This is a genomic window from Pseudocitrobacter cyperus, assembly GCF_039889165.1.
Lineage (GTDB): Bacteria > Pseudomonadota > Gammaproteobacteria > Enterobacterales > Enterobacteriaceae > Pseudocitrobacter > Pseudocitrobacter cyperus.
Window position 1 is genome coordinate 1,280,854 of sequence record NZ_JAYMYY010000001.1, and the last position, 21,335, is coordinate 1,302,188.

At 54.5% G+C, this 21,335-nt stretch carries 21 protein-coding genes and 1 riboswitch; of the genes, 8 read left to right on the forward strand and 13 right to left on the reverse strand.

Features of this window, described 5'->3' with window-relative positions:
* Positions 1–52: 52 nt before the first annotated feature.
* The 6 genes from VSR74_RS06270 to moaA all read right to left on the reverse strand — a co-directional run bounded on the left by VSR74_RS06270 (position 53) and on the right by moaA (position 3,625).
* Positions 53–757 carry a Bax inhibitor-1/YccA family protein gene (locus tag VSR74_RS06270; protein WP_347793898.1) on the reverse strand — a complete coding sequence of 235 codons (705 nt, stop codon included), beginning with the start codon at positions 755–757 and terminating at the stop codon, positions 53–55.
* 153 nt (positions 758–910) lie between these two features.
* Complete coding sequence (moaE, locus tag VSR74_RS06275) at positions 911–1,372, reverse strand: molybdopterin synthase catalytic subunit MoaE (RefSeq protein WP_347794363.1); 462 nt, start codon at positions 1,370–1,372, stop codon at positions 911–913.
* A 2-nt stretch (positions 1,373–1,374) separates the two neighbouring features.
* Complete coding sequence (gene moaD, locus VSR74_RS06280; protein ID WP_347793899.1) at positions 1,375–1,620, reverse strand: molybdopterin synthase sulfur carrier subunit; 246 nt, start codon at positions 1,618–1,620, stop codon at positions 1,375–1,377.
* Positions 1,613–2,098, reverse strand: coding sequence for a cyclic pyranopterin monophosphate synthase MoaC (moaC, locus tag VSR74_RS06285; protein ID WP_347793900.1), 486 nt, complete (start codon positions 2,096–2,098; stop codon positions 1,613–1,615). The genes moaD and moaC overlap by 8 nt, the downstream gene beginning before the upstream one ends.
* A 3-nt stretch (positions 2,099–2,101) precedes the next feature.
* Positions 2,102–2,614 (reverse strand): molybdenum cofactor biosynthesis protein B, encoded by a 513-nt coding sequence (gene moaB, locus VSR74_RS06290; protein ID WP_347793901.1) that lies wholly within the window; start codon positions 2,612–2,614, stop codon positions 2,102–2,104.
* Positions 2,615–2,635: 21 nt separating this feature from the next.
* Positions 2,636–3,625, reverse strand: a complete 990-nt coding sequence (gene moaA, locus VSR74_RS06295) for a GTP 3',8-cyclase MoaA (RefSeq protein WP_347793902.1) — start codon at positions 3,623–3,625, stop codon at positions 2,636–2,638.
* Positions 3,613–3,760: riboswitch (molybdenum cofactor riboswitch) on the reverse strand. (Overlaps the previous gene by 13 nt.)
* A 224-nt stretch (positions 3,761–3,984) precedes the next feature.
* On the opposite strand from moaA, the gene yvcK reads away from it, so the two are divergent.
* The 4 genes from yvcK to pmrB all read left to right on the forward strand — a co-directional run bounded on the left by yvcK (position 3,985) and on the right by pmrB (position 8,427).
* Complete coding sequence (gene yvcK, locus VSR74_RS06300; protein WP_347793903.1) at positions 3,985–4,893, forward strand: uridine diphosphate-N-acetylglucosamine-binding protein YvcK; 909 nt, start codon at positions 3,985–3,987, stop codon at positions 4,891–4,893.
* A 77-nt stretch (positions 4,894–4,970) separates the two neighbouring features.
* Positions 4,971–6,605, forward strand: coding sequence for a phosphoethanolamine transferase EptA (gene eptA / locus VSR74_RS06305; protein WP_347793904.1), 1,635 nt, complete (start codon positions 4,971–4,973; stop codon positions 6,603–6,605).
* Between the two features lie 4 nt (positions 6,606–6,609).
* A complete protein-coding gene (pmrA, locus tag VSR74_RS06310) occupies positions 6,610–7,281 on the forward strand; it encodes a two-component system response regulator PmrA (RefSeq protein WP_347793905.1) in 672 nt (223 codons plus the stop codon).
* A gap of 3 nt (positions 7,282–7,284) precedes the next feature.
* Positions 7,285–8,427 carry a two-component system sensor histidine kinase PmrB gene (gene pmrB / locus VSR74_RS06315; RefSeq protein ID WP_347793906.1) on the forward strand — a complete coding sequence of 381 codons (1,143 nt, stop codon included), beginning with the start codon at positions 7,285–7,287 and terminating at the stop codon, positions 8,425–8,427.
* A gap of 143 nt (positions 8,428–8,570) precedes the next feature.
* Here pmrB and uvrB read toward each other — a convergent pair whose 3' ends face one another.
* A complete protein-coding gene (gene uvrB, locus VSR74_RS06320; protein ID WP_347793907.1) occupies positions 8,571–10,592 on the reverse strand; it encodes an excinuclease ABC subunit UvrB in 2,022 nt (673 codons plus the stop codon).
* A gap of 746 nt (positions 10,593–11,338) precedes the next feature.
* Here uvrB and VSR74_RS06325 point away from each other — a divergent pair.
* Positions 11,339–12,061, forward strand: a complete 723-nt coding sequence (locus VSR74_RS06325; protein ID WP_347793908.1) for an ABC transporter ATP-binding protein — start codon at positions 11,339–11,341, stop codon at positions 12,059–12,061.
* Here the strand turns inward: VSR74_RS06325 and bioD are convergent.
* The 4 genes from bioD to bioB are packed head-to-tail and all read right to left on the reverse strand — an operon-like array spanning position 12,027 to position 15,651.
* Positions 12,027–12,725: a dethiobiotin synthase gene (gene bioD, locus VSR74_RS06330; RefSeq protein WP_347793909.1), complete on the reverse strand. Its 699-nt coding sequence runs from the start codon at positions 12,723–12,725 to the stop codon at positions 12,027–12,029. The genes VSR74_RS06325 and bioD overlap by 35 nt on opposite strands.
* On the reverse strand, positions 12,718–13,473 hold the full coding sequence (gene bioC, locus VSR74_RS06335) for a malonyl-ACP O-methyltransferase BioC (protein ID WP_347793910.1): 756 nt from the start codon (positions 13,471–13,473) through the stop codon (positions 12,718–12,720). The genes bioD and bioC overlap by 8 nt, the downstream gene beginning before the upstream one ends.
* Positions 13,457–14,614, reverse strand: coding sequence for an 8-amino-7-oxononanoate synthase (bioF, locus tag VSR74_RS06340; RefSeq protein WP_347793911.1), 1,158 nt, complete (start codon positions 14,612–14,614; stop codon positions 13,457–13,459). The genes bioC and bioF overlap by 17 nt, the downstream gene beginning before the upstream one ends.
* Complete coding sequence (gene bioB, locus VSR74_RS06345; protein ID WP_347793912.1) at positions 14,611–15,651, reverse strand: biotin synthase BioB; 1,041 nt, start codon at positions 15,649–15,651, stop codon at positions 14,611–14,613. Before bioB ends, bioF begins: the two co-directional genes overlap by 4 nt.
* Positions 15,652–15,735: 84 nt before the next feature.
* Here bioB and bioA point away from each other — a divergent pair, with 84 nt between their 5' ends.
* The 3 genes from bioA to VSR74_RS06360 all read left to right on the forward strand — a co-directional run bounded on the left by bioA (position 15,736) and on the right by VSR74_RS06360 (position 19,010).
* Positions 15,736–17,025, forward strand: coding sequence for an adenosylmethionine--8-amino-7-oxononanoate transaminase (gene bioA / locus VSR74_RS06350; protein ID WP_347793913.1), 1,290 nt, complete (start codon positions 15,736–15,738; stop codon positions 17,023–17,025).
* Positions 17,026–17,094: 69 nt separating this feature from the next.
* Entirely contained in the window at positions 17,095–17,571 is a 477-nt protein-coding gene (locus VSR74_RS06355) for a kinase inhibitor (RefSeq protein ID WP_347793914.1), read from the forward strand.
* A 155-nt stretch (positions 17,572–17,726) separates the two neighbouring features.
* Entirely contained in the window at positions 17,727–19,010 is a 1,284-nt protein-coding gene (locus VSR74_RS06360) for a putative acyl-CoA thioester hydrolase (protein WP_347793915.1), read from the forward strand.
* A 180-nt stretch (positions 19,011–19,190) separates the two neighbouring features.
* Here VSR74_RS06360 and pgl read toward each other — a convergent pair whose 3' ends face one another.
* Positions 19,191–20,186, reverse strand: a complete 996-nt coding sequence (pgl, locus tag VSR74_RS06365) for a 6-phosphogluconolactonase (RefSeq protein WP_347793916.1) — start codon at positions 20,184–20,186, stop codon at positions 19,191–19,193.
* Positions 20,187–20,337: 151 nt separating this feature from the next.
* Positions 20,338–21,291: a nickel/cobalt transporter gene (locus tag VSR74_RS06370; RefSeq protein WP_347793917.1), complete on the reverse strand. Its 954-nt coding sequence runs from the start codon at positions 21,289–21,291 to the stop codon at positions 20,338–20,340.
* Positions 21,292–21,335 lie beyond the last annotated feature (44 nt).

Sequence of the window (21,335 nt, forward strand, 5' to 3'; positions counted from 1 at the left end):
TGAGGATAAAAAAAATCCCGGAACCAGTCCGGGATTTTTGCGTGATTGACCGTTAACGACGGTTGCCAAATATCCGCAGCAGCATCAGGAACAGGTTGATGAAATCGAGATACAGCGTTAACGCGCCAAGAATGGCGGTTTTGCGCAGGCTTGAAGTATCACGTACATCAATCTGCTCGCCGATATTTTTCAGCTTTTGCGTGTCATACGCGGTCAGGCCGACGAACACCACGACGCCGATATAGGTCACCGCCCACATCAGTGCGGTGCTTTTCAGCCAGAAGTTAACCAGTGATGCCAGAATGATGCCGATCAGCGCCATAAACAGCATATTCCCCAGGCCGCTGAGGTCACGTTTGGTGGTGTAGCCGTACAGGCTCATGATGCCAAACATCCCGCCGCTCACTACAAAGGTGCTGGCGATAGAGGAGTAGGTGTAGACGATGAAAATACTGGAAAGCGTCAACCCGGTGAGCGCCGAATAGAGCATAAACAGCGTGGTGGCGACACCGGCGCTCAGGCGTTGCACCATGCCGGAGAGCACAAAGACCAGCGCCAGTTGCGCGATGATCAGGCCAAAGAAAGTGATTTTGCTGGAGAAGACAAACATCATCACCGCCGGGGTGTTCGCCGCATACCAGGCGATAAATGCCGTCAGCAGCAAGCCGCAGGTCATCCAGCCATAGACCTGCGCCATATAGGTTTGTAGCCCGGAGCGAGCCTGTACGATTGAATCAGAACGAGGGTATCTGTCCATGACGATCTCCTGAAGATATAAGGAATATCTTAAGGATATCGCAAATGAAGCCGGTGTGCATCGAAGGAGAGTAAACAGACGTGTTGCGTGGGGTGAATGCTTAATCCAACCTACGGGTACATGCGAGGCGTAGGTCGGATAAGCGAAGCGCCATCAGCTATTGTACCAGCGCCCTGCCGCCTGCTTGTCACTGTCGCGGGCATCCACCCAGCGGTCGCCTTCCGGCGTGGCTTCGCGCTTCCAGAAAGGCGCGCGGGTCTTCAGATAATCCATGATGAACTCTGTTGCTTCAAAACCACTGCCACGATGCGTACCGGTCACACCAACAAAGACAATTTCGTCGCCCGGCCAGAGTTCGCCGATGCGATGGATAACCGTCACACGCCCCAGCGGCCAGCGGCCACGCGCTTCTTCGACAATTTCCGCCAGCGCTTTTTCGGTCATTCCCGGATAGTGCTCCAGGGTCAGCGCTTTTACGCTATCGCCCAGGTTATGGTTACGCACCTTGCCGATAAAGGTGACCACCGCGCCATCTTCATCGCGCCCGGCCAGCCAGTCATATTCGTCGCCCACGTTAAATGCGTCATGACTGACGCGAATGCAGGTTTCGCTCATCATCAGCCCCCCGTTACCGGTGGGAAAAATGCCACCTCATCGCCATCAGCAACCGGGGTGTCAAAACTCACCAGCGTTTGATTGACCGCCGCCAGCAGTTTGCCCTCTTCCAGCGCCAGCGACCAGCGCCCTTCCTGCGCCGCCAGATGTTGGCGAATGGCTTCTACCGTTGCGAAATCTGCCGGAAGCTGAAGCGCATCCGTGCCGACCAGCTCACGCACCTGCGCAAAAAACAGAACCTTAATCATCACAATCCACCCTGAAATCGCCCGATTTCCCGCCGCTTTTCGCCAGCAGACGTACCGGGCCAATGACCATATCTTTTTGTACCGCTTTGCACATATCGTAAATCGTCAGCGCCGCCACCGATGCCGCCGTCAGCGCTTCCATCTCGACGCCAGTTTTACCGGTCAGACGGCAGAGCGTTTCGATCCGCACACGGTTATGCTCCGGGTCAGCCTGAAGATTCACTTCCACTTTGCTGAGCATCAGCGGATGACACAGCGGGATAAGATCCCAGGTGCGTTTAGCAGCCTGAATACCCGCGATACGGGCGGTGGCGAAAACGTCCCCTTTGTGGTGACTACCGTCGATAATCATCGACAACGTTTCCGGCAGCATGGTGACAAAGGCTTCCGCACGAGCTTCGCGGACGGTTTCAGCTTTGGCGGAAACATCCACCATATGCGCTTCGCCCGCGGCGTTGATATGGGTCAGTTGCGACATCGTTTATTTCTTCAAATGAGGGTAGAAGTTACAAGGACGGGTGCGGGAATCGAGCTGCGCCGCGATGATATTTTCCCACGCGGTTCGGCAGGCTTTCGTCGAACCCGGCATGGCGAAAATTAGCGTCCGGTTAGCGATTCCGGCAACGGCGCGCGATTGCAGCGTCGCAGTGCCAATCTCTTCAAACGAGAGCATACGGAACACTTCACCGAAACCTTCGATTTCACGGTCAAACAGCGGGAGCAGCGCTTCCGGCGCCTGATCGCCATCGGTGAGGCCGGTACCACCGTTAATCAGTACCACCTGCACATCATCACGCGCGATCCACTCAGAGACTTTGGCACGAATGGCGTAGCGGTTCTCTTTTACAATCGCTTTATCGACGACGGTGTGACCCGCCTCCTGCGCTGAGTCGCGCAGATAGTGGCCGGAGGTATCATCCTCTTCGCCGCGACGGCTGGAAATAGTAAGAATTGCGATACGGGTCGGGAAAAATTCAGTGCTCGCCTGACTCATTTGATACTCCTTGAAAACGAATTAACCACCAATCCAGGACAGATTCTGGGTGATCCCGGTGTTGCCCTGGTGCAGAAAGTGGGTCTGCTTCTTATGGGTTAACGCCTGTGCAATGCGCGCTTCCAGTTCTTCCTGCTGGGCATCTGCTGCTAACAGGTCACGAAGTTCTACACCGCCGTCGCCGAAGAGGCACAAATGCAGTTTTCCCACGGAAGAGACGCGCAGACGGTTGCAAGTGGCGCAAAAATCTTTTTCATACGGCATGATTAAGCCGATTTCCCCTTCGTAATCGGGGTGACAAAAGACCTGCGCCGGGCCATCGCTACGCTGGCGAATCTGGTGGATCCATCCGCGTTTCAGGAGTTCGTCACGCAGCACCATGCCAGAGATATGGTGTTTACGGAACAGTTCGCTACCGTCGCCGGTTTCCATCAGTTCGATAAAGCGGAGTTGAATGCGGCGCGGTTTGATCCACGCCAGAAAGGTGTCGAGCTGGTGATGGTTCACGTCGCGCATCAGCACAGTGTTGACCTTCACTTTTTCAAAGCCCGCGGTGAAGGCGGCGTCGATGCCATCCATTACCTGGCGGAATTTGTCCTGACCCGTTATCGCATGAAACTGACGTGCATCGAGGCTGTCGACGCTGACGTTTAGTGCCGTAAGGCCCGCGTCACGCCAGGCGGCAACATCGCGCGCCATTCGATAACCGTTAGTCGTGACGGCGATTTGCTTGATGGCCGCGTTCTCTTTTACTGCTGCAATGATGTCGGTGAAATCGCGACGCAGCGACGGCTCCCCGCCGGTGAGGCGCACCTTTTCCGTGCCCAGCGCGGAAAAAGCACGAGTAACCCGCCGCACTTCATCGAGCGATAAAAAGCCGTTATTGGTGACGTTGCCCGGCTTGTAGCCGTCGGGCAGGCAATAGGTGCAACGGAAGTTACACACATCCGTTATCGATAAACGCAGATAGTAGAATCGGCGCGCGAACGCGTCAGTCAATTGTGAAGCCATAGACACCTTTCCAAATATGGGAGGCGAGGTCATTTCTTCCTTCGCCCTGGTGATGCTTGCTAAAGCCTGGAGCATCACGGCCAAAACGCCCTATCTTTCAACTTAGGCGCAGAGGCTAGAGTGTTTTCTTCAGCATTGCTGAAGGTGGTAATGCCGATAGTAGCGCGAGATGGCATCTTTCGCCATTTTCGATTTCGGTATATAAATTGTTATATAGCGACTTAATCCTGCATTTTCCGTACAGAATACGCATAAATCACGTTTTTGCATTGATATACGTCATTTTGCCCGGGATGCGGCATCGTCTTTTGGGAGTAGTTAAGCTAATGTAGGCAGATGTTTTGATATAAGGAAGCTGTATGCGCAATCGCACTCTGGCCGATCTCGATCGCGTCGTCGCCCTTGGTGGTGGACATGGATTAGGGCGAGTGATGTCTTCACTCTCCTCTCTCGGCTCTCGTTTAACGGGTATCGTTACCACTACCGATAACGGCGGTTCAACCGGGCGTATTCGCCGCTCGGAAGGCGGTATTGCCTGGGGAGACATGCGTAACTGTATTAATCAGTTGATCACCGAACCCAGCGTGGCGTCAGCCATGTTTGAGTATCGTTTTGGCGGTAATGGCGAACTTTCCGGGCATAACCTCGGAAATCTGATGTTAAAAGCGCTGGACCACCTGAGTGTACGGCCTTTAGAGGCGATTAACTTAATCAGAAATCTGCTAAAAGTAGAGGCCTCATTAATTCCAATGTCGGAACAACCCGTCGATTTAATGGCTATCGATCAGGAAGGCAATGAAGTCTACGGGGAAGTGAATATCGACCAGTTGCCGCTACCGCCGCAGGAGTTAATGCTGTCACCTTCCGTTTCCGCCACGCGCGAAGCGGTGCAGGCGATTGGCGAAGCCGATCTGATTTTGATTGGCCCGGGGAGTTTTTATACCAGCCTGCTACCCGCACTGTTATTGAGCGATGTCGCTCAGGCACTGCGCCGCACGCCCGCGCCAATGGTCTATATTGGCAATTTGGGTCGGGAATTAAGCCCGGCCGCCGCCAGCCTGACGCTGACGAAAAAGCTGGAAATTCTGGAAAACTATGTCGGCAGATCGGTCATTGACGCCGTGGTCGTTGGGCCAAAAGTGGATACCTCCGGTATTGGCAGCCGCGTTGTCATTCAGGAACCGCTGGAAGCCAGCGACATCCGTTACCGTCATGACCGTCAGCTTCTGCATGACGCGCTGGAAAAAGCCCTGCAGGCGTTAGGTTAGCTTTCCTTAAGATCTTAAGGTTGTCTTAAAAAACACCCGGCAACATAGCTGCCATCATCGTTACCCGGAACATTGCTATGTTGTCCTGCTTACGCTATCGCCCCACCGTTAGCCGTTTAACCTATATTCTGTTTTTCGCGCTCTATATCGCACTGGCGTTAAACGTGGCCTTTTATCGTCAGGCCTGGGCTCTTTTACCGGTAAACACCCTTCATAACGCACTGGTGTTCTTCACCATGCCGCTGGTTGCTTTTTCAGTGATGCTGTTTTGTCTGACGCTGGCCTCTTTTCTGCGTCTGGAAAAGGTGCTGGCGACGCTGTTTATTTTACTCAGCGCATCGGCACAATATTTTATTTTGACCTTCGGTGTGATTATCGACCGGTCAATGATTACCAATATTCTCGATACGACACCTGCAGAAAGTTTTGCACTGATGTCTGGCAAGATGATCCTCACGCTGTTATTTACCGCAGTACTGTTTGTCGCCCTGGCGTGGTGGATAAAAATCAAACCAGCCACTCGCAAGTGGCGCGAGGCAGGGTTACGCGCCGGCGCAATTTTGGCTTCCATTTTGTTGATAGCCGTTGTCGCCCTTCTGTTTTATAAAGATTACGCTTCTCTGTTTCGTAATAATAAAGAGTTAGTGAAGTCATTGAATCCCTCTAACAGTATTACGGCGATTAACTCCTGGTACGTGCACAACAAAATGGATAACCTTCCGCTGGTGCATATTGGCGAAGATGCAAAACAGAAAGCGGTAATGAAAAACGAGCCGCGTAAGAACCTGACTATTCTTATCGTCGGTGAAACATCACGCGCGGAAAACTTCTCGCTCGGCGGATATTCACGCGAGACAAATCCGCGGCTTGCGCAGGACAACGTGATTTATTTACCGAAAACTGCGTCTTGCGGTACCGCCACCGCGGTATCCGTTCCGTGCATGTTTTCTAATATGCCGCGCGCGCATTACGATGATCAGCTAGCCCATCATCAGGAAGGGTTGCTGGATATCGTCCAGCGCGCAGGGATTCATGTGCAATGGAATGAAAATGATGGCGGCTGTAAAGGCGTCTGTGAACGCGTTCCGCATAAAGACATGACCGTACTCAATCTCCCCGGCCAGTGTATAAATGGGGAGTGCTACGATGAAGTTCTGTTCCACGATCTGGAAAAAGAGATTGATCAATTAAACAGCGATGGTCTGATTGTGCTGCATACTATTGGCAGCCACGGCCCAACCTATTACAACCGTTATCCACCGGCGTTTCGTCGATTTACACCGACCTGCGACACGAATGAAATTCAGTCATGTTCACAGGAGCAACTGGTAAATACCTACGACAACACGGTGTTATACGTCGACTATATCGTTGACAAAGCAATTAAATTGCTGCAATCAAAGCAGGATAAATTTACCACCAGCCTGGTTTATCTTTCCGATCACGGTGAATCATTAGGGGAAAACGGTATTTATTTGCATGGCTTACCCTATTCGATTGCGCCCGAAACGCAAAAACATGTGCCTATGCTGCTTTGGCTCTCAGATGATTATAAAAAACGCTATGGTGTTAATTATGATTGTCTGAAGAAACAGGCGACGCAAAACGATTATTCGCAGGATAATCTGTTTTCTACGATGTTAGGTATACTGGGCGTAGAAACCAGCGAGTATCGTCCAACGGATGACATACTTTCGACTTGCAGAGGGTAACGCAATGAAAATTTTAGTCGTTGAAGATGATGCCCTGCTACTCCAGGGGCTTATTCTGGCGATGCAGAGCGAAGGACACGCATGTGATGGAGTGACAACAGCACATCAGGCGGAGCTTAGTCTGCAATCGGGGCTGTATAGCTTAATGGTGCTGGATTTGGGGCTACCTGATGAAGATGGCCTCCATTTCCTGGCGCGTTTGCGCCAGCAAAAATGTAGCCTGCCTGTATTGATATTGACCGCGCGTGACACGGTGGATGACCGCATCAGCGGCCTGGATACCGGCGCGGACGATTATCTGATCAAACCTTTTGCTCTGGAAGAACTCAACGCCCGCATTCGCGCGTTACTACGCCGCCACTATAATCAGGGTGAGAACGAAGTCACGGTAGCAAATTTACGGCTTAACCTTACCCGCCGTCAGGTCTGGTTGAACGAGCAGTTGCTGGAACTGACGCCAAAAGAGTTCGCCCTGCTCTCGCGTTTAATGCAAAAAGCCGGCAGCCCGGTACATCGTGAAATCCTCTACAACGATATTTACAACTGGGATAACGAGCCATCGACCAATACCCTGGAAGTGCATATTCACAATCTGCGTGACAAAGTCGGTAAGACCCGTATTCGCACCGTCCGGGGATTTGGCTATCAACTGGATAACAGTGAGGCAACGGAATAACCTATGCCACTTTCCGTCATTCGTAAATGGCCGATGCGTCATCAACTTCTGTTGACCGTCGGCATTATTCTGGTGATTTTTCAGGTTATTAGCGTTTTCTGGCTCTGGCATGAGAGCAAAGAGCAAATAGACCTGGAAGTGGCCAGTATCATTCAGGGACACAATAACGCCAAACATATCCAGCATGAGGTGCGCGAAGCCGTCGCCAGCCTGCTGGTGCCAAGCCTGGTGATTATTGGTCTGGCGCTATTTGTCTGCATGAAAGCGGTAAAGCGCATTACGCGTCCGCTCTCTGACCTGCAAAAGGAGCTTGATGCGCGTACCCCGGATAATCTGCAACCCATTCACCTCGAAAAAACCGTGCTGGAAGTGGATGCCGTTATCTCAGCCATCAACCTGTTGGTTGCCCGGCTGACACAAACCCTTGACAGGGAACGCCTGTTTACTGCTGACGTCGCTCATGAGCTCCGCACGCCGCTGGCCGGTTTACGTCTTCATCTGGAACTGATTGAGAAAGCCCACGCGATTGATGTCGCGCCACTGCTTCAACGTCTGGATCAAATGACCAATAGCGTGGCGCAGTTACTACAACTGGCGCGAGTGGGACAGTCGTTTTCAGCCGGGAGCTATCAGCGTGTCGAACTGATGGAAGACGTCATTTCCCCACTGAAAGATGAACTGGAAACCATGCTGAAAGGAAGGGAGCAAACGCTCGCAATAGCCGACCATCAGCCCACCGTCACCGTCGCGGGTGATGCCACGTTGATTCGCGTGATGGTTCGCAACCTGGTGGAAAATGCCTGCCGCTACAGCCCGACACATTCGACCATCACCCTTTCCGTTGCTGCTTCGCCTACGCCAATGCTGTTTGTCGAAGATGAAGGGCCTGGTATTGATGAGTCCAAAGTCGGTGAGCTTAGCCAGGCGTTTGTGCGCATGGATAGCCGCTATGGCGGGATTGGCCTCGGGTTAAGCATTGTTACCCGCATCGCGCAGCTCCACGAAGCGGCGTTTTATCTGCAAAACAGGGAAGACCGGAAAGGCACCCGGGCGTGGATTGCCTTCACGCCCGCGAACCAGAAAACACGTTCAGAACGTCAGCGCCCAGTGGCAGAGAAAGCTGACGATAATCGCCCCGGAAAGTAACAGGGTGAAAGATTGCTGTAGGGTAAGATTAGACATGACGCTATCCTCTTGTTGACGCGGATAGTATCTCTGTCAGAGATTAAGCAAACATTAAGGCTGGTATTACGCTATGTGATACCAGCCTCATTTTGAATATTCCGGAATTAAGATGCCGCGATAAACAGTTCGCGTAGCTGGTGCAACTTGTCACGGATCTGCGCCGCCTCTTCAAACTCCAGATTCTGCGCATGCTGCAACATTTGCGCCTCCAGCGTCTGAATTTGCTGCTGCAATGCTTTCGGCGTCAATAGCTGATCCGCCTCGACAATTTGCGCCGCCGTTCGTGATTTCCCGCGCCCTTTCCCTTTCGTCTTCGCCATTCCCTCGCCCAGCGCCAGAATGTCGACCACTTTCTTGTTCAGGCCCTGCGGAACAATACCGTTCTCTTCGTTATAACGCTGCTGCTTCTCACGACGACGCTCCGTTTCACCGATCGCTTTCGCCATCGACGGCGTGATTTTATCGCCGTAAAGAATGGCTTTACCGTTAATGTTACGCGCGGCACGACCAATGGTCTGAATGAGCGAACGTTCGGAACGCAGGAAGCCTTCTTTGTCGGCATCAAGGATAGCCACCAGCGATACCTCCGGCATATCCAGCCCTTCACGTAAAAGGTTGATCCCAACCAGCACATCAAACTCGCCCAGGCGTAAATCGCGAATGATTTCCATACGCTCGACGGTATCGATATCCGAGTGCAGGTAGCGCACCCGCTCACCATGTTCTTCGAGATATTCGGTGAGATCTTCTGCCATACGCTTGGTTAACGTCGTCACCAGTACACGTTCATTGATAGCAGCGCGCTGACGAATTTCTGACAGCAGATCATCCACCTGAGTGGCCACCGGACGCACTTCAATCACGGGATCGAGCAGGCCGGTAGGACGCACCACCTGGTCAATAACCTCGTCACCGGATTTCTCCAGTTCATAGTTGCCCGGAGTGGCAGACACATAAATGGTTTGCGGAGCGAGTGCTTCAAACTCTTCAAACTTCAGCGGGCGGTTATCCAGCGCTGAAGGCAGACGAAAACCGTACTCAACCAGCGTCTCTTTACGTGCCCGGTCGCCACGGTACATCCCGCCGATTTGTGGGATGGTGACGTGGGATTCATCCACCACCAGCAGGCCATCGGCTGGCAGGTAGTCAAACAGCGTCGGCGGCGGCTCGCCTGGCCCGCGCCCGGAGAGATAACGCGAGTAGTTTTCTATACCCGAGCAGTAACCCAATTCATTCATCATTTCGAGATCAAACTGCGTCCGCTGGCTAATACGCTGCTCTTCGAGCAGTTTATTGTTCTCCAGTAGCACCTTGCGGCGATCGGCCAGTTCGTCTTTGATCTCTTCCATCGCCTGCACAATACGCTCGCGCGGCGTAACGTAGTGCGTTTTAGGGTAAATGGTAAAGCGCTGGATGGTGGAATCGATGTGACCCGTCAGCGGGTCAAACAGCGACAGACGCTCTACCTCTTCATCAAACAACTCGACGCGCAGCGCCAGGTCGTCCGATTCCGCGGGGAAGATATCGATAACCTCGCCACGCACGCGGAAAGTGCCGCGCTGGAAAGCCTGATCGTTTCGGGCATACTGCAGCTCGGCCAGACGACGCAGGATAGCCCGCTGGTCAATGATCATCCCGACCGTCAGGTGCAACATCATTTTCAGGTAGAGATCGGGGTCGCCCAGGCCGTAAATAGCCGATACGGAAGCCACCACCACCACATCACGACGTTCAAGCAGCGCTTTAGTCGCGGAGAGTCGCATCTGTTCGATGTGTTCGTTCACCGACGCGTCTTTCTCAATGAATGTGTCTGAGCTGGGAACGTAAGCTTCAGGCTGATAGTAATCATAGTAGGAGACAAAAAATTCGACGGCGTTTTCCGGGAAAAACTCTTTCATTTCGCCATAAAGCTGCGCCGCAAGCGTTTTGTTTGGCGCCAGCACCATCGTCGGGCGTTGTAAATCGGCTATTACGTTCGCCACGGTGAAGGTTTTCCCTGAGCCAGTCACGCCCAGCAGGGTTTGGTGCGCCAGACCATCTTCCAGCCCCTCTTTCAGGCGAGCAATGGCCCCTGGCTGATCGCCTGATGGACGAAATGCGGAGTGCAATTTGAACGGTTTACTCATGAACAAAGCTACCTGATGACGGGTTGAGCGGGCAGGTGATTAATTCTACTCTCCGCTGCTCATTTTGCCAATAAAAAATACTGGATAAAAAAACAGTGGCGCATTATGGTATTGCTGATACGCCGCTCTCGCATGGCGAAGAGTGGCTGAAATTTGTGCGCGAACAAGATAAAACACCACCCCGACAAGGTTATCCCCAGAACTTTTTCTGTTTTAACATTTGTCAATATGCGTAATTAAACTTTTGTGTCAGTGAACCACGCTTCCAGCCCAGGCATTGCTTTTATTCATCTTATTGATAATAAAGAAAAACAGGGGAGAGCCGCGTTTCGCATCAATTTAGTGGCAAGCCGCGTATTCTCTCGCCTTCCGCATGTTTTCTAACTCTAATACACAAGGTTATCCACAGGAATGGTGGATAACTGTCTGGAGCCCCTATCCCCTGTCACTCGGGCGTTTTCACCTGAGGGGGAAAATCGGGGGGGTAAAAATTTTTTATCGCTAATTTTTGATTTTTATCAGCGAAAATCATCATCAGCTTTTCGCGTGACGGGCTTCACAAATCTGTATCTTTTTTGCACGAAAACGGTTGTTGCTGCCCCGCCGATTGCATCGCTTACTCCTTCTTTTTGAGGTCGTTTTTTAGGCTTATTCTTAAAAAACGGCTCCCCGCAAAAAAATCACTCTCTCTGGCAAGATAATTGCAAATTCATTGTGTCGTCCTGTCTTTTGCCGAGGAGAACACGATGTTGAGTTTGCACGCAGTGAATCACTTTTATGGTAATCAGCACACGCTCTGGAACATCGACCTCGAACTATCTTCCGGGGAGTGTACCTGCTTAATCGGCCTTCCCGGGACGGGTAAAACCACGCTGGTGAATTGCATTACCGGACATCAACCTATCGAAAGCGGCAGCATGATTTGGCAGCAAACTGGCTCGCCCCCTTGTGATTTAATGCCCCTCTCCCCGCTGCGGCGCACGACGCTTGGGATTGGCTACGTACCGCAGGATAAGCGCATCTTTTCTCAACTGAGCGTCGAGGAGAACCTGCTGATTGCGCTTAAAGCGGCAGGTGAGACCGGTGGGACGGTCGATCCGGAGATCTATTCACTGTTTCCTTCTCTGTATGCTCTCAGGCAACTAAAAGGTTCCGCATTAACGGAAGATGACCGCTATCAACTGGCGCTGGCCTGCGCCATGGTGACGCGGCCACGGTTGCTGATCCTTGATGAACCGACACGCGGCGTTGGCCACGCTTTCATGCACCGACTTGGGGAGTTGCTGTTACGCCTGAACCGGGAAATTGGTTTGACTATCCTGCTCGCGGAACAGCAGTTGTCGTTTATCCAGCGGGTAGCCGACCGTTTCTGCCTGTTGCATCACGGCAGAAACGTAGCTCAGGGAGACGTGGCTGAACTTGATGAACAGTTGATTAGAGCGTGGATGACGCCTGATGCAGAGCACTAAGGTCGAGATAATCCCCCAACCCCTGTTCCGACCACGCCTCGCCAAGCCAGGGGATCTCACCAAGCATCGGCGCATGAATCATCCGTTGCAGCGTTGCCAGGTAAGGCTGGTGACGTTTGCCGGGCTGTTGCACATCATTCGCAATCCAGCCTGCAAGGCGTAAGCCTGCCTGCTCAATGGCCTGTACCGTCAGGAGCGCGTGGTTGATGCAGCCAAGCTTCATTCCCACCACCAGGATCACCGGAAGTTGTTCCCGCACCACCCAATCTGCAAACGTCAAATGCGGTGAGAGCGGTGTATACCAGCCGCCAGCCCCTTCCACCAATACCCAGTCCGCCTGTTTCTCAAGCTCGCGCAACCCTGCCGACAGCACGTCGGCCTCAATCGGGCGTTGTTCAACCTCGCTGATAATATGCGGCGAAGTGGGTTCGGCGAAGGTGTAGGGGTTCACCTGCGCATAGCCGAGCGGTATCACGCTGTTGCGCTGAAGCGCCAGCGCGTCGCTGTTACGCAACCCCTCAGGGGTCATTTCACTCCCGGAGGCCACCGGTTTATAACCTGCTGCCTGACGCCCCAGCGCGCCTGCCGCCTGTAGCAACGCGCTGCTGGCAACCGTTTTGCCCACTTCCGTATCAGTGCCAGTGACAAAATAACGTTCAATCACGTGTGATTACTCCTGAAAAAAGATGGTACGTCAGCGGGCATTGCCCCTGCTCTTTCGGCCACGCCAGTTGCAGTTGCTGCAGCTTACTGCGGGTTAACGGCTCACGCGCCCGCCCTTCGTGTAGATGAGTCGCGCCAATCCCCTTGAGGGAGCGCATCGCGCTTAACGCATCGGGAAAAGGCAGCGTTAAGGTGGTGAGCGTACAACGATGCTGCCACTTTGCCAGCGCGCCTCTCAGCGTCGCCTCAGGTAAAAAACGGTTGGCATGCGGGTGGCTATCCACGGCCTTCCAGGCCTGATTCAGCTCCGGCAATGAGCCCGCAGTCAGCGTGGTAAACGCCAGTACGCCGCCCGGACGAAGCTGGCGGTATAGCTCCGCAAGTGCGATATGAATATCGCTGCACCATTGCACCGCGAGGTTGCTCCACACCAGGTCAAACCCGGCATCGGGTAACGGGATAGCTTCGATATCGGCAAGCAAATAGTGGTGCGCCGCCTGCTGCTGCCGCGCCTGGCTTAGCATCTCTGCTGAAAGATCCAGCGCCGTAACCTCGCAGCCCTGTTCGCGCCAGTAGCGGCTGTACCCGCCCGGGCCACAGCCCGCATCCAGCACACGCGCAAAGGCCTGCGTGGTGATTTGCTCACGCAGATGCGCAGCGCTCTGGCGCTGCAGTTCATTGAACTGATGATAGTGAGCCGCCGCGCGACCAAATGCCGCCGCAACCGCCTGCTTATTCACGGACGCCATGCAGCACCTCCAGCAGATTTTCGATATCCTCACGCTCGTGCGCCGCCGTAAGCGTTAAGCGCAAACGCGCCGTTCCGGCGGGTACGGTCGGCGGGCGAATCGCCGTAACCCAGCAACCTCGCTGGCGCAGCGTTGCCGCCAGCGCCAGCGTTGGCGCATTTTTACCGACGATCAGCGGCTGAATGGCGCTTTCTGAGGCCGTAAGCTGATAATCCAGCCCCTGCGCCCCCTCGCGGAAATGGGCGATATGCTGCGCCAGTTTCCCGCGCCGTTCATCGCCGTCGTCGCTGCGGATCACCGCCAGCGATGCCCGCAACGCCACAGCCTGCGCCGGAGGCATAGCGGTGCTGTAAATCAGATGCCGGGCGAACTGAAGCAGATAATCTGCTACTGACTCGCTGCACAATACCGCCGCCCCGCTCAGGCCAAACGCTTTGCCAAAAGTCACCACCAGCACTTCAGGACGAACCGCCTGCTGCCAGCAGCTTCCCCGCCCCTGTTCGCCGTTCACGCCAATTCCGTGCGCATCATCAACCATCAGCCATGCACCGGCCTGGGCCGTCGCTTCAGCCACGTCCGCCAGCGGCGCGTTGTCGCCGTCCATGCTGAATACGCCTTCAGTGACCACCAGTTGCAACCCCTCAACTGACGCCGCCAGCAGGCGCGACAGATGCGGGGTGTCGTTATGCTGAAAACGGCGCAGCGCCGCCGGACTCAGCGCTGCGGCTTCCAGCAGTGAGGCATGGCTCAGGCGGTCGGCAATAATGCGGTCTTTTTCACCCATCAACGCAGCGATCACCGCCTGGTTGGCGGCGAATCCGGAAATAAACAGCAGCGCCCGGGGATAGCCCAGCCACTGCGCCAGATCCGTTTCTAAATCGCGATGCGCATGGCTAAATCCGGTCACATGACCAGATCCGCCACTGCCGACGCCGTACTGTTCCGCGCCCTGCTGCCAGGCGCGGATCACGGCGGGATGCTGGCTCATGCCGAGATAGTCGTTGCTGGAAAAGTTGCGATAGCGTTGACCATCGCACTCCAGCCAGCGCCCGGCACCGCGGGCAAGCGGCTGGCGACGGCGAAGGGCATCCGCCTCACGCCGTTGGGTTAAAGCATTGTCAATGCGTTGCTGCCAGCTCATACCGCCGCCGCGTTGTAATAATCCTCGGTATCCGGCGTCATCAGTGCCTGCTCCAGACGCTGCTGCTGTTCGTTATCCCCAACGGTAACGGTCGTTTGCTGTGGGTTCAGCCCCAGTTTGCGGAACAGTTGCAGATCTTTATCCTCTTCCGGGTTTGGCGTGGTCAGCAACTTGCAGCCGTAGAAAATCGAGTTCGCCCCGGCCATAAAGCACATCGCCTGAGTCTGTTCGTTCATCTGCTCACGCCCGGCGGAGAGGCGCACATGAGAGGTCGGCATCATGATGCGCGCGACGGCGATGGTGCGGATAAAATCAAACGCGTCCACATCCTCGTTATCCGCCAGCGGCGTCCCTTTCACTTTCACCAGCATGTTGATAGGCACGCTTTCCGGCGGCGTCGGCAGGTTTGCCAGTTGCAGCAACAAACCGGCGCGGTCGGTCACTGTTTCACCCAGGCCAACGATCCCGCCAGAGCATACTTTGATCCCGGCATCACGCACTTTGCCCAGCGTATCAAGACGTTCCTGATAGCTGCGGGTGGTGATGATATTGCCGTAAAACTCCGGTGAGGTATCAAGGTTATGGTTGTAGTAATCCAGCCCCGCTGAAGCCAGGCGCTGCGCCTGGGTATCGGAAAGGGTGCCAAGCGTCATACACGCCTCGAGCCCCATCTCCTTCACGCCCTGCACCATCTGTTCCAGGTAGGGCATATCGCGCTCGTGCGGGTTTTTCCATGCCGCCCCCATGCAGAAACGGGTCGATCCTGCGAGCTTCGCTTTGCGTGCCGATTCCAGCACTTGCTCCACTTCCATCAGGCGCTCGCTCTCCAGCCCGGTTTTATAGCGCGAGCTTTGCGGGCAATATTTACAATCTTCCGGGCAGGCGCCGGTTTTTATCGACAACAGCGTGCTGACCTGCACCTGACGCGGGTCAAAATGCTGGCGATGGATCTGCTGCGCTTCGAACAGCAAATCAAGAAGTGGTTTTTCAAAAAGAGCGGTGACTTGCGACATTGTCCAGCGTGAAGGGTTAGCCATTGGCTTCTCCAGGGGTTTTGTTAATTTTCGGATCGGTTTATACTCGTAAACCTAAAACTTTTCAAAATGGTTTACAAGTCGATTATGACAAAGGACGATCTCGCCTTCGATCAGCAACATATCTGGCACCCCTACACCTCGATGACCGCCCCGCTTCCCGTCTACCCGGTGGTTTCCGCGCACGGTTGTGAACTGCAACTGGCGAGCGGCGAGCAGTTGGTTGACGGCATGTCGTCCTGGTGGGCCGCCATCCATGGCTACAATCACCCACGCCTGAATGCGGCGATGAAAACGCAAATTGACCAGATGTCGCATGTGATGTTTGGTGGGATCACTCACCCGGGCGCCGTCTCTCTGTGCCGTAAACTGGTGGCGATGACGCCAGAAACGCTGGAGTGCGTTTTCCTCGCCGATTCCGGTTCCGTCGCGGTTGAAGTGGCAATGAAGATGGCGCTGCAATACTGGCAGGCGAAAGGCGAGCCGCGGCAACGATTCCTCACCTTCCGTAACGGCTATCATGGCGATACTTTTGGCGCGATGTCCGTCTGCGATCCGGACAACTCGATGCACAGCCTGTGGAAGGGTTATCTGCCGGAAAACCTCTTCGCTCCGGCACCGCAAAGCCGTTTTGATGGCGAATGGGACGAGCACGATATGGTGGCGTTCGCTCGCCTGATGGCAGCGCATCGTCATGAAATTGCGGCGGTGATCCTTGAACCCATCGTCCAGGGCGCGGGCGGAATGCGGATGTACCATCCTGAATGGCTCAAACGCATCCGCAAAATGTGCGACCGCGAGGGCATACTGCTGATTGCTGACGAAATCGCCACCGGTTTTGGGCGCACAGGCAAACTGTTTGCCTGCGAACATGCGGGGATCGCCCCGGATATCCTCTGTCTTGGCAAAGCCATTACCGGCGGCACGATGACGCTTTCCGCCACCCTGACGACACGCCCGGTAGCCGAGACCATCAGTAACGGCGAAGCAGGATGCTTTATGCATGGCCCGACGTTTATGGGCAATCCGCTGGCCTGCGCCGTCGCCGCCGAAAGCCTGGCGATGCTGGAAAGCGGAGAATGGCAGCAGCAGGTTGCGGCGATTGAACAGCAGTTACAGCGCGAACTGGTACCGGCAAAATCGGCGGCTCAGGTTGCTGACGTCCGCATTCTGGGCGCAATTGGCGTGGTGGAGACGCGTAAACCGGTCAATATGGCCGCGTTGCAGCGTTTCTTTGTCGATCAGGGCGTCTGGATCCGACCTTTCGGTAAGCTTATCTACCTGATGCCACCGTATATCATCAGCGCTGAACAACTGAGCCGCCTGACCCGTGCGGTGTGCGAAGCCGTTGAAACGGACACATTTTTTATCGATTAATCCACGGTAAAATTGCCTGACGCCCGCTACACTGCTTTCTTAATCAGTAGATTAAGTAAGGAGGCAACGATGATTTTAGTCAGTAACGACCTGCGTGAAGGTGAAAAACTGCCACAACGTCAGGTGTTTAACGGCATGGGCTACGACGGAGATAACATCTCTCCGCACCTGGCGTGGGATGACGTCCCCGCGGGCACCAAAAGCTTTGTGGTCACCTGCTATGATCCGGATGCGCCGACTGGTTCGGGCTGGTGGCACTGGATTGTCGCCAATCTGCCTGCCGACACCCGGGTTCTGCCCCAGGGTGCAGGATCGGGCATCGCCGACCTGCCGGAAGGCAGCGTACAGACTCGCACCGATTTCGGCAATGCGGGCTACGGCGGCGCGGCGCCACCAAAAGGTGAGAGCCACCGCTATATTTTCACCGTGCATGCGCTGGACGTTGAGCGCATCGAGGTAGATGAAAACGCCAGCGGCGCGATGGTCGGTTTTAACGTCCACTTCCACAGCCTCGCCAGCGCCTCAATTACCGCTCTGTTCAGTTAATTTTCCTCCCGGAAAGCCCCCTGCGCTTTCCGGTGGAAAATCCTTTTCCACAACGAGAGTGCTTTTTTATCATCCACATCTTCCCGTTTCGTTCAACTTAGTATAAAAAGGCTGGTTTAAATGGAACCCCTTTAACTTAACTAGCCTGGAGCAACATGAACACTTTATCGGTTTCCCGTCTGGCGCTGGCATTGGCTTTCGGCGTGACACTGACTGCTTGCAGCTCAACCCCTGCGGATCAACGCCCGTCTGAACAGGCTGCGCCGGGGACGTCATCCCGCCCGGTGTTATCCGCAGATGAAGCGCAAAACTACGTTGCCGCACGTTACTTCACCGCCCTGGATCCTAAAGGTGCCGCCTGGTCGCCGTCAGCCATCAGTACGCCGGCACAGCCTGATTTTGTGGTCGGTGCCGCAGGCGAGCAGGGTGTCACGCACACGTCTATTCAGGCAGCCGTTGATGCGGCGATTGCGCGTCATAGCAGCAGACGCCAGTACATCGCCATCCTGCCAGGCGAGTATCAGGGCACCGTTTATGTTCCAGCCGCGCCGGGCAGCCTGACGCTGTACGGCACTGGCGAGAAACCGGTCGATGTGAAAATTGGCCTGGCGATCGATTCCGAAATGGCGCCAGCCGCCTGGCGTCATCTGGTCAATCCGGCCGGTAAATATATGCCGGGCAAACCATCCTGGTATATGTTCGACAACTGCCAGAGCAAACGCAGCGCCACTATTGGTGTGATGTGTTCCGCAGTATTCTGGTCACAGAACAATGGGCTGCAGTTGCAGAACCTGACCATCGAAAATAATCTCGGCGATAGCGTTGATGCCGGCACTCATCAGGCCGTCGCACTGCGTACCGACGGTGATCAGGTACAGATCAACAAGGTGAATATTCTCGGCCGTCAGAATACTTTCTTTGTGACTAACAGCAGCGTGAACAACCGCCTGCAGAACGATCGCCAGACCCGAACCCTGGTCAGCAATAGCTACCTCGAAGGGGATGTCGATATCGTTTCCGGCCGCGGCGCAGTGGTGTTTGATAACACCGATTTCCGCGTAGTGAACTCACGTACCCAGCAGGAAGGCTATGTGTTCGCTCCGGCAACGCAGGCGAATATCTACTACGGTTTCCTCGCTATCAACAGCCGCTTTACCGCTTCCGGCGATAATGTCGCGCAACTGGGTCGCTCTCTGGACATCGACGGCAACACCAACGGCCAGGTGGTGATCCGCGATAGCGTCATCAACGAAGGCTTCAACATGGCGAAACCGTGGGCTGACGCGGCGATTTCTAAACGTCCGTTCGCAGGTAACACCGGTGCGAAAGACGATAACGGCAACATCCAGCGCGACCTGAACGATCGCAACTTCAACCGTATGTGGGAGTTCAACAACCGCGGCGTGGGAAGTACCGTTCTGGCAGAACCGAAGCAGTAAAACTTACCAGTAGCAAAAGGGGAGCACTCCCCTTTTTGCTTGTACAACGCGTTTTACGCTTCACCCGTCATTTAGTCACATCATCGTGTTGGCTATTGTTGATATGCTTTCCTGTCACCAGCCGGATATAAAAAAACCTCGCCGCGGCGAGGTTTTTTGTTTTCAGGGTAATCCTGACGCTTAGTATGCGTTCACCACCACCCACATCGGCCCCTGCCCGACCGCATAGCGGCCTTTCTCTTCCAGCAGACCTTGCTCACCTTTAATTTCATACACCGCGATGTGGTGGGATTTCTGCCCGGCGGCAATCACGTATTTACCGCTGTGATCGATATTAAAGCCGCGCGGCTGTGTTTCCGTTGGCTGGAAACCTTCCACAGCCAGCACGCTGCCATCTTCAGAGACGCTAAAGATGGTGATCAGGCTGGAAGTTCGGTCACAGGCGTAAAGATGACGGCCATCCGGCGTGAGATGAATATCTGCAGCCCAGCGAGTATCCGAGAAATCAGCCGGCATCATATCCAGCGTCTGTACGCACTCAATCTTGCCGTAGGGATCTTTCAGCTCCCACACATCCACCGAGCTATTGAGTTCATTCACACAGTAGGCGTACTGCTGATTTGGGTGGAACACCATATGGCGCGGGCCTGCGCCCTCTACGGTAGTCACTTCTGCCGGTTCCTGGGCTGCCAGATAACCATCGTCGCTCAGGGTAAACAGGCAGATGCGATCCTGCTTCAACGCTGGCACCCACAAGGTGCGGTTATCCGGGGAGATATTGGCGGAGTGACAACCTTCCAGTCCCTCGGCGACATCAACCGTTTCGCGCGGAATACCGTCTTCCAGACGCGTCACGCTGACGTTACCGGCATTATAAGATGCGCTAAAGACAAAATTGCCCAGGCGATCGGTTGAGATGTGCGTCGGACTTCCCGGCAGCGGCGCTTCGGCGGTGAAGGTCAGCGCGCCATCGTCCGGAGCAATGCGGTAAGCCAGTACGCGAAACTCCGGGCGCACGCCCACGTACAGATAACGTTTGTCGGGGCTGACCACCATTGGCTGAACCTGACCGGGCACATCCACTACCTGCACCAGCTTCAGATTCCCCTCATGACCCAGCGACCAGACGTGGATCTGCTGACTCTCGGGACTGGCGGTATAAACGGTTTGTTTCATAAGGACACCTCAAAAATGATAATTCCGTATTCCTGTACAAATCACCAACAACAATACGCGATAAAACACGCCATAACGCTACAATTAAATCAATAATTTAGCACATCATTTCGGATGGCATAATTCCCCGACACGGCAGCCGCGCTTTTCATTAGCATCCGGCGGCAATATAGTCGCCATTGGCGCTTACCGGGATAACGGTCAGGAACAACACAATAGCAAACAGCAACAGCGCCGCACCGCCGGCTAGCTTCAGTAACGGCACCAGCCAGCGGATTTTCGACTCGCCGCCAAAAAGCGTCACGGTGCGCTCACGCGCATAACGCACGGCCAACGACAAGCCCATAATAGACAGCGCGGTACCAAACGACATCGTCATGACCGCGGCAATGCCCCAGGTCACGATTCCCAACGTATTGGAGAAGAGTAAAATCATGATAGCGCCGCTGCATGGTCGTGCGCCAATCGCGATAATCACGCCAAGTCGGGTTTTCCAGTCACCCTGCGCCAGGTTTGCGCCGACGCCGTGAGCACCACAACCGCACTGTTCATCATGCTGGTGCAAGGGTCTAAGTGAAATGACGGCCAGCTTCCGTGGACGCAAACTTTTCAGCGCATGAAAAATGATAAACGCCCCAAACCCGCCAATCATGACTGCGCTGATTTTCTCCACGTACCAGCGACTGGTACTGAGATCACCCGATGCAAGGTTAAAGCCAATCGCCAGAATAAACACAAACAGGATTGCGCTCACCCCCTGCATCAGACTGCCGATAAACGGGACGACCCGTGCGGCGAGCAGACTCTCATTATTGGTGCTCAGGTAAGTGGTCACGATAAATTTCCCGTGTCCTGGCCCAATGGCGTGCAGTACGCCATAAAAAAAGGCACCCACCAGCAACCATAACCCGCCCATATATTGATGGTTATTTAACTGAAGCAGGTACATCACCAGATAGCGATGCAGCGTAATTTGTGTGGCAAGGCACCACTGAATGAAAGAGCCCCAGTGCAGATAAAGCGTAAAGCCCGCAAGTAACGTCAGCGACGCCAGCAATATCGCCCCGGGAGTACGCCAGCCGCGAGTAAGAACGAATGAAGTCATAGGAGTGCCTGTCAAAAATTCTGCGGCAAGTATAGCAAGTTAAC

Coding starts and splice junctions, on each gene's coding strand:
- moaA (WP_347793902.1), bottom strand. CDS start 3,625: ATGGCTTCACAATTGACTGACGCGTTCGCGCGCCGATTCTACTATCTG.
- eptA (WP_347793904.1), top strand. CDS start 4,971: ATGTTGTCCTGCTTACGCTATCGCCCCACCGTTAGCCGTTTAACCTAT.
- pmrB (WP_347793906.1), top strand. CDS start 7,285: ATGCCACTTTCCGTCATTCGTAAATGGCCGATGCGTCATCAACTTCTG.
- yvcK (WP_347793903.1), top strand. CDS start 3,985: ATGCGCAATCGCACTCTGGCCGATCTCGATCGCGTCGTCGCCCTTGGT.
- uvrB (WP_347793907.1), bottom strand. CDS start 10,592: ATGAGTAAACCGTTCAAATTGCACTCCGCATTTCGTCCATCAGGCGAT.
- pmrA (WP_347793905.1), top strand. CDS start 6,610: ATGAAAATTTTAGTCGTTGAAGATGATGCCCTGCTACTCCAGGGGCTT.
- moaB (WP_347793901.1), bottom strand. CDS start 2,614: ATGAGTCAGGCGAGCACTGAATTTTTCCCGACCCGTATCGCAATTCTT.
- pgl (WP_347793916.1), bottom strand. CDS start 20,186: ATGAAACAAACCGTTTATACCGCCAGTCCCGAGAGTCAGCAGATCCAC.
- bioB (WP_347793912.1), bottom strand. CDS start 15,651: ATGGCTAACCCTTCACGCTGGACAATGTCGCAAGTCACCGCTCTTTTT.
- bioC (WP_347793910.1), bottom strand. CDS start 13,473: ATGGCGTCCGTGAATAAGCAGGCGGTTGCGGCGGCATTTGGTCGCGCG.
- VSR74_RS06325 (WP_347793908.1), top strand. CDS start 11,339: ATGTTGAGTTTGCACGCAGTGAATCACTTTTATGGTAATCAGCACACG.
- VSR74_RS06360 (WP_347793915.1), top strand. CDS start 17,727: ATGAACACTTTATCGGTTTCCCGTCTGGCGCTGGCATTGGCTTTCGGC.
- bioF (WP_347793911.1), bottom strand. CDS start 14,614: ATGAGCTGGCAGCAACGCATTGACAATGCTTTAACCCAACGGCGTGAG.
- VSR74_RS06355 (WP_347793914.1), top strand. CDS start 17,095: ATGATTTTAGTCAGTAACGACCTGCGTGAAGGTGAAAAACTGCCACAA.
- VSR74_RS06270 (WP_347793898.1), bottom strand. CDS start 757: ATGGACAGATACCCTCGTTCTGATTCAATCGTACAGGCTCGCTCCGGG.
- VSR74_RS06370 (WP_347793917.1), bottom strand. CDS start 21,291: ATGACTTCATTCGTTCTTACTCGCGGCTGGCGTACTCCCGGGGCGATA.
- bioA (WP_347793913.1), top strand. CDS start 15,736: ATGACAAAGGACGATCTCGCCTTCGATCAGCAACATATCTGGCACCCC.
- moaE (WP_347794363.1), bottom strand. CDS start 1,372: ATGAGCGAAACCTGCATTCGCGTCAGTCATGACGCATTTAACGTGGGC.
- moaD (WP_347793899.1), bottom strand. CDS start 1,620: ATGATTAAGGTTCTGTTTTTTGCGCAGGTGCGTGAGCTGGTCGGCACG.
- moaC (WP_347793900.1), bottom strand. CDS start 2,098: ATGTCGCAACTGACCCATATCAACGCCGCGGGCGAAGCGCATATGGTG.